The sequence below is a fragment of the Geomonas oryzisoli genome (genome assembly GCF_018986915.1).
Classification (GTDB): Bacteria; Desulfobacterota; Desulfuromonadia; order Geobacterales; family Geobacteraceae; genus Geomonas; species Geomonas oryzisoli.
Genome location: NZ_CP076723.1, coordinates 693,012 through 708,153 on the forward strand (window position 1 = coordinate 693,012; position 15,142 = coordinate 708,153).

Below are 15,142 nucleotides of genomic sequence, written 5' to 3' on the forward strand. Positions count from 1 at the left end.
TTCGCAGCTTCAGCCGTTTCCACCGGCTCCACCAGGTCCACCAGGTCCACTAAAGTATCCGCAACCCACGGTTGCAGACATTAAAATATTGCGCGTCCCCTCGGGGACGCTGGAAGGCGGGTTTAATGGAAGAAAAATACGTCCCCTCAGCAGTAGAGGGCAAATGGCAGCAGTTCTGGGCTACCCACAACAGCTTCAAGGCGACCGAAGACGCGAGCCGCAAGAAGTACTACCTCCTGGAGATGTTCCCGTACCCCTCCGGCAAGATCCACATGGGGCACGTCAGGAACTACTCCATCGGCGACGTCATCGCCCGCTTCAAGAGGATGCAGGGGTACAACGTGCTGCACCCGATGGGTTGGGACGCCTTCGGCATGCCGGCTGAGAACGCGGCCATCCAGAACAAGAGCCATCCCGCCAAATGGACCTACGAGAACATCGCCTACATGCGCGGCCAGTTGAAGCGCCTGGGCCTTTCCTACGACTGGGAGCGCGAGCTCGCCACCTGCGACCTCGACTACTACAAGTGGGAGCAGAAGATCTTCCTGGAGATGTACAAAAAGGGGCTCGCCTACAAGAAATCCTCCGCCGTCAACTGGTGTCCCAAGTGCGAGACGGTTCTCGCCAACGAGCAGGTCGAGGACGGCTGCTGCTGGCGCTGCGACTCCCTGGTCCAGCAGAAGGAGCTCGAGCAGTGGTCCTTCCGCATCACCAACTACGCACAGGAACTGCTGGATGATACCTACAAGCTGACCGGCTGGCCGGAGCGCGTGCTCACCATGCAGCGCAACTGGATCGGCCGCTCGGTGGGCTGCGAAATCGATTTCGCCCTCGAGAGCGGTCTCGGCAAGATCAGGGTCTTCACCACCAGGCAGGACACCCTTTTCGGCGCCACCTTCATGTCGCTGGCCGCAGAGCACCCGATGGCGCAGGACCTCGCCACCGCCGGGCAGCGCGCCGCCGTGGAAGCCTTCATCGACAAGGTGAAGAAGACCGACCGCATCAAGCGCTCCGCCGACGACCAGGAGAAGGAAGGCGTCTTCACCGGCTCCTACTGCATCAACCCGGTCACCAACGCGAAGATGCCGATCTACCTCGCCAACTTCGTCCTCATGGACTACGGCACCGGCGCCGTCATGGCCGTCCCGACCCACGACCAGCGCGACTTCGAATTCGCCAAGAAGTACGACCTGCCGCTCAAGGTCGTGATCCAGCCCGAAGGTGAGACCCTCGATCCCGCAGCCATGACCGAGGCCTACACCGCCGACGGGATCATGGTCAACTCCGGCCGCTTCGACGGCATGGGTAACAGCGACGCCAAGGAAGCCATCGCCGACTTCCTCGAGAAAGAAGGGATCGGCAAGAAGACCGTCAACTTCCGCCTGCGCGACTGGGGCATCTCCCGCCAGCGCTACTGGGGCAACCCGATCCCGGTGATCAACTGCGACCTCTGCGGTGTAGTTCCCGTTCCGGAAGCGGATCTGCCGGTCGTGCTCCCCATGGACGCCGAGTTCACCGGCGAGGGGGGCAACCCGCTGGCGCGCGTGGACAGCTTCACCACCTGCACCTGCCCGCAGTGCGGCGAGGCCGCCCGCCGCGAGACCGACACCATGGACACCTTCGTGCAGTCCTCCTGGTACTTCCTGCGCTACTGCTCGCCCAAGTTCACCGCCGGTCCGCTGGACCGCGAACAGGTCGAGCACTGGATGCCGGTGGACCAGTACATCGGCGGCATCGAGCACGCCGTACTGCACCTGCTCTACGCCCGTTTCTTCACCAAGGTGCTCAGGGACTTAGGCTACTGCAACGTGGACGAGCCGTTCTCCAACCTGCTCACCCAGGGGATGGTGATCAAGGACGGCGCCAAGATGTCCAAGTCCAAGGGGAACGTCGTCGACCCCAACGCCCTCATCGAGCGCTACGGCGCCGATACCGCGCGGCTCTTCTCCCTGTTCGCCGCGCCGCCGGAGAAGGATCTCGACTGGAGCGACCAGGGCGTCGACGGGAGCTACCGCTTCCTGAACCGCGTCTGGCGCCTGGTCTACGACGTGCTCCCGGCCGTGAAGGGAGTCGGTGCCGTTGAGGCGGACAAGCTTTCCGCGGAAGGGAAGAAGCTGCGCCGCGCGGTGCACAAGACCATCAAGAAGGTCTCCGAGGATGTCGAGGAGCGCTTCCACTTCAACACCGCCATCGCCGCTGTCATGGAGCTGGTCAACGCCATCCAGGGCTTCGCGGCGAAGGACGCCCCGGAGAACGTCGCCGTGGTGCGCGAAGCGGTGGAGTCCGTGGTGCGCCTGCTCGCTCCCTTCGTTCCGCACTTCGCCGAGGAACTCTGGGCTGAGCTCGGCCACGAGGTAGGTCTCGAGCAGGCGGGTTGGCCCGGTTATGACGCCGACGCCGTCGTCGACGAGGAGATCACCGTCGTGATCCAGGTGAACGGCAAGCTGAGAAGCAAGCTGACCGTCGCCCCGGACGCCAAGGAGGAAGACGTCCGTGCTGCCGCCCTTGCCGACGACAAGATCCTGCCGTACCTGGAAGGAAAAAGCGTCAAGAAGGTCGTCTACGTCCCCGGCAAGCTGGTCAGCATCGTCGTCGCGTAGCAGTGAGGAAGCGTTCCATGACAGTCACCAGGCTCTTCACAAGGCTGGGCCTCGTCGCCCTGCTCGCGACGCTTTTCAGCGGCTGCAGCTACAGCCCGGTAATCCAGCACGGCCCTCTGGCCGGCGCCAACGGCGTCAACGTGGTGCTCTTCGCCAACAAGAGCTACCGCCCGGGCGTCGAGGCGGTCCTGGCCCGGGAGATGATCGATGAATTCAACTTCCGGACCGGCGGCAAGGTCCTTCCTGCGGACCGGGCGGAACTTGAACTCTCCGGCACGGTACTCTCCTACAACTCGGTGCCGGTCTCCTATACCGCCGCCGACGTGATCCGGGAGTACAACGCCATTCTTTCCGTCCAGGCCACCCTGCGCGACGTAAAGGCGCACAAGGTGCTCTGGAAGGGGGATGTCACCGAGCAGCAGGTTTACCCGGTGAACACGAACATCGCTCTGCAGCAGGATGCCGAGGAAGCGGCCATCGAGAAGATCAGCGGACGCATCTCCGAGCGGATCTGGCAGAAGCTCGGCGAGCGCTTCTAGCGGCCTCGACAACAACAGCAAACATTGACGCCGCCCATTCAGCATCTGGCTGGTGGGCGGTTTTTTTGACGTGAGGTCAGTGATGAAACCGGAAGAGTTCAACAAAGCGGTGGAAAAGGGTGAGCTGGCATCGCTGTACCTTCTGTACGGTGACGAGCCGTACCTCGTGGAGCGCGCCGTCAAGAAGCTGCTGGACCGGGCCGTGGATCCCGGTTTCCGCGACTTCAACCTGGATGTCTTCTACGGCAACGAATGCAAGGGTGAGGAGGTCTTCTCCGCCGCGCAAACCCTGCCCATGTTCGCGGACCGCCGCGTCGTGCTGGTGAAGAAGGGAGGTGACCTCTCGGCCCATGCCATGGAGGTTTTGCTTCCGTACCTGCAGGACCCGTCGCCGGGTACCTGTCTCATCCTGCAGGCCGAGAAGGTGGACGGACGCAAGAAGTTCTACGCCGACTTCAAAAAACGCGGTGAAGCCGTCGAGTTCAAGCGTCCCTACGAGAACCAGCTCGGCCCCTACGTGCGCGACGAAGTGCGTGCCGCCGGGAAGAAGATCGAGCCGGCCGCGGCGGAACTGCTCGCCTACCTGGTGGGGAACAACCTGCAGGAGCTGGTTTCCCAGATCGAGAAGCTGTGCACCTACTGCGGCAAGAAGGAGACGGTAGCGGTTGCCGACGTCAAGGCCATCGTCTCCGACACCAAGGTGGAGAGCGTCTTCGAGTTCACCGATGCCCTGGGCAGCAAGGAGTTGCCGCGGGCCTTGAAGATGCTCACCGCCCTGCTGCAGGACGGCGAGGCGCCTCTGCGCGTTTTGGGCGCCGTGGCGCGGCACTACCGCCAGCTCTGGCAGGTGCGCGAACTATTGGATCGCAAGGTGCCCCAGTCCGAGCTCGCCAAGGCATCCGGGATCAACCCCTATTTCCTGAACAAGGTCACGGCGCAGGCGAGGAACTACACGGTAGGGGAGCTGAAGCGGATTTTCGAGCGGATGTTGGAGCTGGACCTGGCTTTCAAGTCCGGCGGTCTGGAAGAGCCCCTGTTCGAGCGTTTCGTGATGGACGCCTGCAGGCGCTAGGTACGATTACCTCCCCCGGAGGGGGAGGGCCGGGGAGGGGGGCTTGTCCCTGCAGAGACAGGAAAGCACAAACTAGAAAAGGGAATCCCCGGTTGGGAATTCCCTTTTTGCTTTCATGTAATCCGCTACCGGACTAGGCCAGGGTGTTGACCAGTTTGGTGAGGCGGGAAACGTTCCTGGAAGCGTTGGAGGAGTGGATGATCCCCTTGGTTGCGGCACCGTCGATGACCGGGATAGCAGCAGCCAGAGCAGCCTTTGCAGCATCCTGATCCTTGGTGGCAACCGCTTCGCGGACGCGCTTGATGAAAGTGCGCAGGGTAGAACGCTCGTGCTTGTTGCGCTCAGTCCTCTTTGCGGTCTGCTTGATCCTCTTCATTGCCGATTTATGATTTGCCAAACTGCACCTCCGGGTATTTTAAAAATGTAGCTTTTAGGTTTTTTGGAAAGAGGAATTATATAACACCCGGGCGGCGATGAGTCAAGCACAAATCCGCCCGCAGCCGAAAATACTTCCCGCCACGCGAACAGGGAACCATACCATTGTTTTTTCAGCAAAGCCAGCAAAAACTGCCGTCCAGGTAGCTCCACCTCGCCCCCGTCGGCCCCTCCGCCCCCCTCGCTGTGTTCCACCAGTTCCACCCTGTCTCCCCTGTCCACCGCATCCCCGGCTTGACATTCGACTTTTTGAATACTATTCTGCCTTACCATCAGAACCGTTGCCCATCACACCGGAGGGAAAAGCATGCAAACAGACAACAGGCGCGATTTCGATGCCGTAGCCGAACAATGGGACCAGGAGCCGCGCCGTCTGAAACTGGCGCAGGATGTCGTGGCGGCGCTCCGAAAGGCTCTTCCTCTCACGTCGAACATGGCGGCATTGGACTACGGTTGCGGCAGTGGCCTCGTCACACTTGGACTGCAGCCCTTCGTCGGCCGTATCACCGGGGCCGACAGCTCGCAGGGCATGCTGGACGTCCTCGACAAGAAGATCCAGGCTGAAGCTCTGCTCAACGTCTCCACTTTATTGCTCGACCTCGAGCAGCAGCGCCTGGAAGGGAGCTTTGACCTCATCGTGAGCAGCATGACCCTGCACCACGTCCAGGACGTCCCATCCCTGATCGCCACCCTGGCCAAGGCCCTGAAGCCTGGCGGCTGGCTCGCCCTGGCCGACTTGGAAAGCGAGGACGGCCGCTTCCACGACGACCCCACCGGGGTCCTGCATCACGGCTTCTCCCGCGAATTCCTCACCGGCGAGTTTGCCGCCAACGGTCTTGCCGATGTCGCCGTCGTAACGGCAGCCGCCATCGACAAGCCGGGAGCCGACGGCACCCCCCGCCGCTACCCCGTCCTCCTCTGCGTCGGCCACAAGTAATCCGTTCGGCGCCGCAAAGCCGGGCCCATTGTCCCACGAAGCGCCGCTCGAGACCCCGCGTCCCCCCCTTGTCACAGGGGGGGGACGCGGGGGATTTGCCTGTAGACCACCCGCAAAAAAAGCCCCCCTCTCACGAGGGGGGCTTTCCTGTCTCAGCAACTTGTAGCCGCGGTCGTCGCCGCTACCAATCTTCCTTCTGCTTTTGCGCCAGTTTCTCCATGAACAGTTCCGGAGAGGTCAGCTTCAGGATCTCCTTGTCGCCGTATCCAAGGTCCTTGAAATTCAGCACGCCGTTGGGGGCATGGCAGTTGGCGCAGTAGAGAGCCTTGCTCTTGGTCACCAGGTGGTTGCTCCCGAAATAGATGGTCTGCCATCCCGGCACCGCCTCCTTGGCGATCTTTTCCGGGTTCTTGAGCCCCAGGGTCTTCGCTGCCGAGAGGACGCCGGCCCGGGTGTTGCCGTCGGACATCGGCTGGGCGAAATCCATGGAGAGCAACTCGCCGGTCTGCTTGTTGTAGTACGCCTTGCCCTGGAAGATCTTGAACGGCGTGATCTTGCTCTTGCCGTCCTTCTTGCTCCCTTTCGGGCCGATGAAGTGCGGCGTGTTCTTCACCGTGCCGTTGTACCAGGCGTAAACCGGGGTGGTCTCGTTGGCTTCCTTCTTCAGCGTGGTCGGTTCATAGAACTTGTCCGGCGTCTGCTCCCACACGGTGAAGTCCTTGGCGAAGGCGCCGCCGGTGCGCGGGATGTGGCAGGTCTGGCAGGCGATTTTGGCGCAGTGACGGTTGAGGTCGGCATCCTTGTGCGGTTTCACGCCATGGCACGAGGTGTCGGAGCAGGAGACGAACAGGCCGTCGTTGGCCCAGTTGTTGGGGTCGTGCCCGGTCGGCATCTTGTGGTTCTTCGCCTTGTGGCAGTCGACGCAGACCATGCCTTTGGCCGCGTGGGCATCGGTGTCCTTGGTGAAGGTGAAGCCGCGCTTGACGATGACGCCGCCGCCGGCCGCTTCATGGCAGACCATGCAGTTCTTGACGGTCGGCTTGCCGATGGCGAGGGCTGCCTTGGTGCTGCGGTCCTGCCCCATCACCACTTCCCCCTTCTCGTTCTTGAACGGCTTTCTCTGCCTGAAGTCGTAGTCGGTGGAATGGCAGACCAGGCAGTCCACGGCAGCCTCGGCCGCGGCGCCGGTGCTGCCGACATCTGAGAGATGGTTGCCGGGGTGGCAGGTGTTACAGCCGGAGAACTTGCTCTTGCCGGTCACCGGGCTTTTGGGAATCTCCTTCAGGTTGTTGACGATGTCGTTGCCGTTGCACATGACGTAGATGCGGTTCTTCATCCCGTACTCTTGCTTGGGGTTGAGCCCGTCCACGTTGGTCACCTTGGAGGCGTGCTTCCAGTGCACGGTGTCCAGGAACCCTTTGGCGCTGCCGGGGTGGCACTCCTCGCAGGTCTCAGATCCTTTGTAGCCGCTTTTCTCGATCGACTCCTTGCCGGGATGCACCCCTGCAGCCAGGGCAGTGGTAGCTGCCAAGGCAAGACCGAGCACTGCCGCTGTGATGCTTTTCTTGGTCATTGAAGCCCCTCCTGTTCTCTGTGGTAGCGTGTTCGTTGTACTTGGATTGTATCGGCAGAACGTGACAATAGTTTAGTGCTTTGCCGAGGTATGTCGAGTGACTGCAGGATAGTATTTTCCGGCGGAGGCAGTGGCAATATGCGCATCGCTGTGAGCTGGCGCTGTCGGCAGCAGGCATCGTTCATTGAGAGACCCAGCACTAGGTTGTCTCCAACGGGAAAAGGGGCGGAATGATCCGCCCCTTCTCTGCTGCCGTCGTCTTACTTCTTGGCCACCTTTTTGGAGGCTTTTGCGAACCTGCCGCCTTTTTGCATCGGGTCGCCCTTGTAGCCGAGCGCCTTCCAGTCCAGACGGTTGCCACCCATGTGGCACTCACCGCACTGCAGCGCCTCTTCCTTGGGAGCCACCTCGTGCTGAGCGGCGATGTAGGCCACCGTGTTCACGAACTGGTACTTGCCGCTGTAGGGGAGACCGGTCCCTTCGGCGCCCAGGCGGCACGCCTTATCCCAGTCGTAGTCGACCCACAGCGATTTGTACTGCTGGAAGATGATCAGGTTCTTGAACTTCGCGTCCATCGGCTGGTCGCCCTTGTAGAGCTTGTACGGGTAGATCTTGGACTTCTGGTCCTTGATGTCGCCGACCGGGCGCATCATCACCACCGGCTTGGTCGGATCCTTCACCTTGTCGCCCACCATGTAGCGCTCGACCATGCCGCTGTTCCAGGCGTACACCGGCTTCACGTTCATGCCCCACACGAAGGTTCCCTTGTGCTTGGCGTAGGTTTCCTTGTCGAACTGCTCCTCGGCGGTGATGTTCTTGCCCACATCGGACCACTTCCATGCCATTTTGGTGGCCTGCCCTTTGGCGAAGAACGGGATGTGGCAGGTCTGGCAGGCGACGGTGGCGAGGTGCCTGTTGATCAGCGCGCCGTTTTTCGCTTTCTGGTGCGGCGCCTTGGCGCCGGAATGACACTGCTCGCAGTTAACGCGGGTGTCGTAGTGGGCCATCATGCTCGAAGCGCCGCCGATCTTGTGATTCTTGGTTACGTGGCAGCTCTGGCAGCTCATGTCCTGGCCGCCGCTTTCCTTGCTCCCCATGTGCACGTCCTGGGACTTCTTGGTCTTCTCCAGGGTGGAGTCGAGGCCCGCGTTCTTGACGGCATCGCCGCCGCCGCCGAAGAAGTGGCAGGCGCCGCAGTTCTTGCGGGTCGGGAGGCCGACGCTCTGGGCGGCGACGTTCAGGTCCATGGCCTTCTTGTCGATGCTCTTCTTGTCGATGTCGCAGCCCACGGTGGCCCTGGTGTAGTTCCCTTTCTGGGCGTGGCAGATCAGGCAGTCGACCTTGCCCTTGTCGGTGAAGTCGAAGTCGGTGCGGGTCCAGCCGTATCCTGCGTGGCACTTGCCGCAGGATTCGTGCACCACCCCGTCCTTGCCCCCCTGGATCGAGGTGCAAAAGGAGTTGATCATGTTGGACTTGCCGTACTTCTTGGTGCTTTTCTCCATCCCCTTGACCATGTTGGGCGTACCGGCCCAGGTCCAGTGGGTAGTCTTCATGAAGTCAGCCGCCTGCTGCTCGTGGCACTCCAGGCAGACCTTGGTGACTTCGGTGCCGCTTTTAAACGGACCCTTTACGAATTCGGAATGGTCCACCGCCGCCATCCCCTGCGCGGCCGTCGCCAGAAGCGCGATCCCCGCCAAAATTCCCAGAATACCTTTCATTCAACAACCTCCCGTAGTGAATCGGCTTGCGCCGCTTGCAGTAATATCTAAGCCTTCATATATACCGAAAACAAGATGTAAAAAGTCAAAAAAGAAGCGCTGCAATCGTGAAATCTACAGCGCGACCTACGCGGAACCGGACCCGGCCTAACAGCCTGCGGTCTTCCTGAACAGTTTGGAGAGATTCTTGCCGTCGATCACCTCGTACTTGCAGCGGATCTCGTCGCCCTCGACGATGCGGTGATCCTTGAATTTGTCCAGGGTGAGTTCGTCTTCCACCGTGATCACCACGAGCTGCTCGGTCTTGTTGTCCTTCAGCGTGGCGGTGGCGGTTTTGGCGTCCTTGCCGGCGATCTCGATCTTGGTGATGACGCCGACCATCTTGATCTCTTCGCCGGCGCTGGCGACGCTGCCGAAGCAGAAGATGGTGAGCGCTGCCACTGCTACCAGGACCATTACCGAAACTGCTTTTTTCATCTTCTTTCTCCTTTTGGGGGTGGGGTGGCAGCATCGGCTGCCACCCCGCTTTGCGCTGTACCGCGTCTGCGATACGGGTTCTAGAACTTCACTTCGAAGGTCGCGTAGATGTCACGCGCATACTTCACCGGGGTCAGCATCATCATGCGGTTGTTGACCTCGGAGATTTTGACCGGAGCGCCTACCCAGTTGTTGCTCCCGGTGTAGTCGAAGTCGTACCACTGGAAGCCGACCCTGAAGAAGGCCTTGGAGAGGAAGGAGGAAACCGGCTTGGAGTCCAGTTCCTGGATCAGGTAGCCTTCGTACACGTTGCCGCGGGTCCCAAGCTTGGTGGTCCACATGTCGTCGGCCGCCGGGGCGAAGGTGATCCAGTTCTTGGAGCCGTGGTTGTACTCGACACCGATCTTGGTCTTGGTCGGGGTGTAGTCGTAGCGGGCGCCGACGTAGGCGGCCCAGCCGGTCTTGGTGCTCGGTGCTTCCGGATTGAAGAACCCGCCGGTCATGAGGCCCTGGAAGCCGGCCTGTGCGGAGACGTTGTCGTTGGGATGGGCCACGCTCATGCCGACGTCGCCGAAGAAGTTCAGGTTACCCGGGCCGACCTTCTTGATGGTGCTCATGGCGCCAGCGCCGTACCAGTCGATGGCACCGAGGTCGGTGGACGGGTAGGTGTTGCCGAAGGCGGTGTCCTTCATGGCCGGGAAGTCGAAGATGTTGAAGCCGCGGTTGTACTGCAGCCAGATGCGCAGCGGGTCGGTATCGATCGGGATGATGGCGAGACCCAGCATGTCGGTGTCTTTGAGGTTGTTGGTGGGGTTCTCGAACCCGCCCTCGAAGCCGCGGCCGTAGCAGATCTTGGCGTATGCGCCCGGGAGCCCATCGATGTCGGGGGCCCAGCCGATGGTCATGCCGTCAAAGGCGTAATCAACCAGCAGTGCCGGGGTGCCGCCGTTGCCGGGGCGCTCGTTGTTGGTGCGCAGGTTGCTCGGTGCCCCATCGGTGGAGGGACGGCGACCGACGGAGAACCAGATCGGCTGGTCGGCGATGTTGCTCCAGGTGGCGTAGGCGCGGTCCACGTTCAGCAGGCTGCTGGAGGGGACGTGACCCAGGGTGCCGTCGAAGGTGCCGACGCGGTCGGCGAAGAACGGGGTGCCGCCGTTGTTGGTGACGGCGTTGTCATCCTGGGAACCGAATACCTTGTAGGCGAGCAGGCGGACGTTGACGGTCACGTCCTTGGTGGCCTTGGCGTGCATGTTGATGCCGAGGCGGTTGGTGTAGAGGGTGTCGTTGTTGGGTTTGTACGAGGGAACCTGGGCGGCGAAGGCGCCAAGCCCGCCCAGCATCTGCTGGGTGGCCGGGTTCTGGAGGAATTGTCCCGCCTGGGAGAAGGTCCTGACGTTGGACATGTTGTTGGAGAAGTTCATCAGGCCGTTGAGCATCGCCGCGTTCATGCCGGATCCGGCGGGGCCGGTCGGGTCGGCGAAGAAGGCGGACTGCAGCTGGTTGGCTGCGTTGGTGAAGGTGCCGTTGGCATCGGTGTAGCCGACGGTGCGGCCGTTCAGGTTGTCGAGCCTGAAGCGGTAGTCGCCACCGATGGTGAGCCACTTGCCGAGAGACTTCTCTTCGATCTTGTCGACCTTACGGGTCAGATCCTCGATCTTCTTCTGATCGGAGCCCTTCTGCTGCTCCTCGAGCTTCTGCACCTTTTTGGTGAGCTCATCGATCTTCTTCTGCATCTCCTGATCGTCTGCCTGCGCCACGACGGGGGTCGCCAGGGCACAGACGGCGGCGCCAATCAACAGCTTCTCCAGTTTTCTCATTCACTTCTCCTTTTTGTTTCGCTGGTTTTTACACCAACCTTCGGTCGAAGATTATTCCATCGGCACGTCGGCGTACCGGTGCAACTCATTAAATGCTGGGCGTTACTGCTCTAATCGGCGTATTCACCGGTAGTTTTAGGGAAAATGTGTTGGTTTGGAATTTTATAATAGAAACGAGGTGCCCTAGTCGTTAAAAGTATTTAGCTTTTGGAGAGGTGATGTGTCTGGGCGGACTTGTGACGCCGGCCCGGAGGGCGGTCATCCTAATGAGTCTTATAGATCTTCATGACGCCATATGTCAATATCTTTTTTATTGCATATATCGGTAGGTCAATGATTTATCTGGGTTAATGTTGGTTGTCGACTGGGAGGCTGCTGGGGCGGCGGGGCAGCTAATAGGTGTTGACTGCAAGCGCCCAATTTTCGTACTATTCAACCATTTAACCATCAGGATATAGACGTGAATATGGCGAAAAAGCTTTACCTGGAAACGTTCGGTTGCCAGATGAACGTGAGCGATTCCGAGAAGATAGTGGCGTTGATGAAGGGGATAGGGTACCAGCAGACCGCCGATCCGGTGGAAGCGGACCTCGTTCTTTTGAACACCTGCAGCATCCGGGCGACCGCCGAACAGCGGGTCTACGGACACCTGGGCAAGTTCAAATCGATGAAGAAAAAAAAGCCGGCCCTGATCATCGGGGTGGGGGGCTGCGTCGCGCAGCAGGAAGGGGAGCGGCTCCTGCAGAAGGCCCCTTTCGTGAACCTTGTGTTCGGCACCCATAACCTGCACCTGTTGCAGAAGATGGTTTCCGGTGCCGAGCAGGGCAAGCAGAGCGTCGCCACCGATTTCCTGGACGACGAGAAGCGTTTCGACCTGTTCCCGCACGCCGAGAGCGAGGGGGGCGTCTCCCGGTTCGTCACCGTCATGCAGGGGTGCGACAACTTCTGTGCTTACTGCATCGTTCCGCACGTGCGCGGCCGCGAGATCAGCAGGAGTGCGGCCAAGGTGGTCGAGGAGGTCGCCGCGCTGGCAGCCGCCGGCGTTACCGAGGTGACCCTGCTCGGCCAGAACGTGAACTCCTACGGCTTCAAGGAGCCCGGCGCCCCCGACTTCGCAGACCTGCTGCGCATGGTGGCCCAGGTGGAGGGGATAGAGAGGCTCAGGTTCACCACGTCGCACCCCAAGGATATCTCGCCGAGGCTGATCGCCTGCTTTGCCGAGATCCCCAAACTGGCGCCGCACATCCACCTCCCGGCCCAGTCCGGGAGTGATGCCGTCCTCAAGAAGATGAACCGCGGCTACACCCGGGCGCAGTACCTGGAGAAGGTGCGCGCACTCAGGGAAGCCTGCCCCGAGATCCAGTTCACCGGCGACATGATCGTCGGCTTCCCGGGTGAGGACGAGGCCTGCTTCGAGCAGACCATGGAGCTGATCGAGGAGGTGCAGTACGCCGACCTCTTCTCGTTCATCTATTCGGCCCGCCCCGGCACCAAGGCGGCCGAGTTCCCGGACGAGGTGAAGCGGGGCGAGAAGCAGGCGCGCCTGGAGCGTCTGCAGGCGGCGCAGAAGAAGATCACGCTCGCCCGCAACGAGAGTTTCGTGGGGAGCGTGCAGCAGGTGCTGGTGGAGGGACCCAGCAGTTCCGGTGATTCACTCTTCGGCAGGACCGGCGGCAACCGCGGCACCGTCATGGATGGGGATCCCGCCCTGGCCGGGCGCCTGGTCGAGGTGAGGATCACGGAAGGTCTGCAGACCCTGCTCAAGGGAAAAATCCTGCATGTCTGACAACGGGAGGGATGGGGCACACATGTACGTTGAGATGAAGGTATTCGGCTTCGCCCTGGACGCCATCGCCCAGATGCCGGTCGTCATACTGAAGGACGCCGAGGAGAAGCACGCCGTCCCGGTATGGATCAACGCCTCCGAGTCCGTCTCCTTTGCCGCCCAGTTCGTCGGGCGCGAGATGAGCGCGCGCAACAGCCGCAAGGACGTGTTCACCGCCCTCATCGAGCGGCTGGACATGACGGTCGCCGGGATCTACGTCGAAAGTCTGCACGACGGCGTCTTTACCGCCTCGGTACGCCTGAAGCCGGCGCAGGGGGAAGAGCTCAGGCTCGAGGTTCACGTCGCAGAGGCCATGCTCATGTCCCTTAAGTATCATTTGCCGGTGCAGGTGAACGATGAGGTGCTGACCCGGGCTTCCAGCCTCGATATGAACGAGGAAGGCTTCGCCCAGGAAAACAACGCCCGCCGCTTCGTCGATTTCCTCGACCACATGGACCCCGCCGCCATGGGCAAGTACCCGATGTAACTCCCCCCCGCATTCCACCACCTGTAGGGGCGAATGATCATTCGCCCGTCCACTCGCCCCCCCGCAGAGGGTCTCTCCGGGCGGCGGGTGCGGGTGGTGCCACGGACAACCCGCTGGCGCCAGGTGGCGTTGAAAAAAATCACCATTGAGGGTAGTGTGAGAACAGGCCCTGCGCCTTCTTAATCTTTATCTTTATCTCAATATCAATCTGTTCTTATGAGGTTCCGACATGCGCGAAGCATCCTTTGACTTTCTGCAGCAGCTCCTGGCCGCGCCCAGCCCCTCGGGGTACGAACAGCCGGCCCAGCGGGTATTCCGCTCCTATATAGAACCGTTCTGCCAGGTGGCCACCGACGTCATGGGCAACGTCTTCGGGATGATCCAGGGTGAAGGGAAGAACCGCCCCCGCGTCATGGTGGTCGGGCACTCCGACGAGATCGGCCTCCAGGTGCGCTACCTGGACGACAACGGCTTCATCTACTTCTCCGCCATCGGCGGCGTCGACCCGCACATCACCCCGGGCATGCGGGTGCACGTGCACACCTCCCGCGGCAGGCTAAACGGCGTCATCGGCAAGCGCCCCATCCACTTGATCGAGCCCAAGGAGCGCGACACGGTCATCAAGCTGGACGCCCAGTACATCGACATCGGCGCCGCCAACAAGAAAGAGGCCCAGGAGTGGGTGCGCGTGGGCGATCCCATCACCTTCGCCAGCAACCTCGAGCGCCTCTTCGGCGACCGGGTCAGCTCGCGCGGCCTGGACGACAAGGCTGGGAGCTTCGTGGTGGCCGAGGTGCTGCGGCGGGTTTCCGAACTTCCGGCTCCGCTCCCGGTGGATCTCTACGGCGTCTCCTCGGTCCAGGAGGAAGTGGGCCTCAGGGGGGGCACCACCAGCTCCTACTCGGTGAACCCCGACGTCGGCATCTGCGTTGAAGTCGACTTCGCCACCGACCAGCCGGACGTGGACAAGAAACACAACGGCGAGGTGGGGCTGGGCAAAGGGCCGATCCTGCCGCGCGGTGCCAACATCAACCCGGTGCTCTTCGATCTCCTCTCCGACACGGCGACCGACAACAACATCGCGGTGCAGTACACCGGCATCGCCCGCGCCACCGGTACCGACGCCAACGTGATGCAGATCTCCCGCGGCGGCGTCGCCACGGCCCTCGTCAAGCTGCCGCTGCGCTACATGCACACCCCGGTCGAGACCATGTCGCTCTCCGACCTGGACCACGCAGTCGACTTGATCGTCGCCTCCCTGAGCCGCATCGAGAGCAAGGACGCCTTCATCCCGATGTAGCCCCGTTACTAGGTACCTCTCCTCCTGCCGGTTGCTCCTTCCCCCGGAGGGGGGAGGCCGGGAGGGGGGGGCTTCGCCCCCGGGAGAGGGGCAGGGGTGAGGGCAGTCCCCCTCGCCCTCCGGGAGAGGGGCAGAGGTGAGGGCAGTCCCCCTCGCCCTCCGGGAGAGGGGCAGAGGTGAGGGTGCTTTCTCCTTGCTGCACAGCGAATAACCGCGCCCCATGAGCCCCGGTTGTGTAGACGCTAAGGCTGGGAAACCGCTACGGTTTTATCTCTGTCATTAGCCTAATTTTAGTTGACTTGCCTTCCTCCTTGTAATAAGTTTTCCGGTTAAAACCTGCCTCGAAACAACAAAAGGAGTTT

General features: G+C 61.4%; 12 protein-coding genes. 7 read left to right on the plus strand and 5 right to left on the minus strand.

Translation table 11 applies throughout. The features are described from left to right. Window positions 1-125 precede the first annotated feature (125 nt). From leuS to holA, 3 genes are all read left to right on the plus strand, one after another. The gene (gene leuS / locus KP004_RS03060; RefSeq protein WP_216800909.1) at window positions 126-2,600 is read left to right on the plus strand and encodes a leucine--tRNA ligase; all 2,475 of its coding nucleotides are present in this window, start codon (window positions 126-128) and stop codon (window positions 2,598-2,600) included. 17 nt (window positions 2,601-2,617) lie between these two features. Continuing rightward, window positions 2,618-3,139 carry an LPS assembly lipoprotein LptE gene (gene lptE / locus KP004_RS03065; RefSeq protein WP_216800910.1) on the plus strand — a complete coding sequence of 174 codons (522 nt, stop codon included), beginning with the start codon at window positions 2,618-2,620 and terminating at the stop codon, window positions 3,137-3,139. Between the two features lie 82 nt (window positions 3,140-3,221). Beyond that, entirely contained in the window at window positions 3,222-4,211 is a 990-nt protein-coding gene (holA, locus tag KP004_RS03070; protein WP_216800911.1) for a DNA polymerase III subunit delta, read from the plus strand. A gap of 133 nt (window positions 4,212-4,344) precedes the next feature. Here holA and rpsT read toward each other — a convergent pair whose 3' ends face one another. Then, window positions 4,345-4,608: a 30S ribosomal protein S20 gene (rpsT, locus tag KP004_RS03075; RefSeq protein WP_199389438.1), complete on the minus strand. Its 264-nt coding sequence runs from the start codon at window positions 4,606-4,608 to the stop codon at window positions 4,345-4,347. A 345-nt stretch (window positions 4,609-4,953) separates the two neighbouring features. On the opposite strand from rpsT, the gene KP004_RS03080 reads away from it, so the two are divergent. Continuing rightward, entirely contained in the window at window positions 4,954-5,583 is a 630-nt protein-coding gene (locus KP004_RS03080) for a class I SAM-dependent DNA methyltransferase (protein ID WP_216800912.1), read from the plus strand. A 181-nt stretch (window positions 5,584-5,764) separates the two neighbouring features. Here the strand turns inward: KP004_RS03080 and KP004_RS03085 are convergent, their stop codons facing one another. The 4 genes from KP004_RS03085 to KP004_RS03100 all read right to left on the minus strand — a co-directional run bounded on the left by KP004_RS03085 (window position 5,765) and on the right by KP004_RS03100 (window position 11,168). Further along, a complete protein-coding gene (locus KP004_RS03085) occupies window positions 5,765-7,156 on the minus strand; it encodes a cytochrome C (protein WP_216800913.1) in 1,392 nt (463 codons plus the stop codon). A gap of 260 nt (window positions 7,157-7,416) precedes the next feature. Continuing rightward, window positions 7,417-8,874 (minus strand): tetrathionate reductase family octaheme c-type cytochrome, encoded by a 1,458-nt coding sequence (locus tag KP004_RS03090; RefSeq protein ID WP_216800914.1) that lies wholly within the window; start codon window positions 8,872-8,874, stop codon window positions 7,417-7,419. Window positions 8,875-9,021: 147 nt separating this feature from the next. After that, on the minus strand, window positions 9,022-9,351 hold the full coding sequence (locus tag KP004_RS03095) for a hypothetical protein (protein ID WP_216800915.1): 330 nt from the start codon (window positions 9,349-9,351) through the stop codon (window positions 9,022-9,024). An 80-nt stretch (window positions 9,352-9,431) separates the two neighbouring features. Continuing rightward, entirely contained in the window at window positions 9,432-11,168 is a 1,737-nt protein-coding gene (locus KP004_RS03100; protein ID WP_216800916.1) for a DUF3373 domain-containing protein, read from the minus strand. Window positions 11,169-11,628: 460 nt separating this feature from the next. Here KP004_RS03100 and miaB point away from each other — a divergent pair, with 460 nt between their 5' ends. The 3 genes from miaB (at window position 11,629) to KP004_RS03115 (ending at window position 14,780) form a co-directional block, all read left to right on the plus strand. Continuing rightward, entirely contained in the window at window positions 11,629-12,954 is a 1,326-nt protein-coding gene (miaB, locus tag KP004_RS03105) for a tRNA (N6-isopentenyl adenosine(37)-C2)-methylthiotransferase MiaB (RefSeq protein WP_216800917.1), read from the plus strand. Between the two features lie 22 nt (window positions 12,955-12,976). Then, window positions 12,977-13,480 (plus strand): bifunctional nuclease family protein, encoded by a 504-nt coding sequence (locus KP004_RS03110; RefSeq protein WP_239026911.1) that lies wholly within the window; start codon window positions 12,977-12,979, stop codon window positions 13,478-13,480. Window positions 13,481-13,709: 229 nt separating this feature from the next. Next, the gene (locus tag KP004_RS03115) at window positions 13,710-14,780 is read left to right on the plus strand and encodes a M42 family metallopeptidase (RefSeq protein ID WP_216800919.1); all 1,071 of its coding nucleotides are present in this window, start codon (window positions 13,710-13,712) and stop codon (window positions 14,778-14,780) included. The last annotated feature ends 362 nt before the right edge of the window (window positions 14,781-15,142 follow it).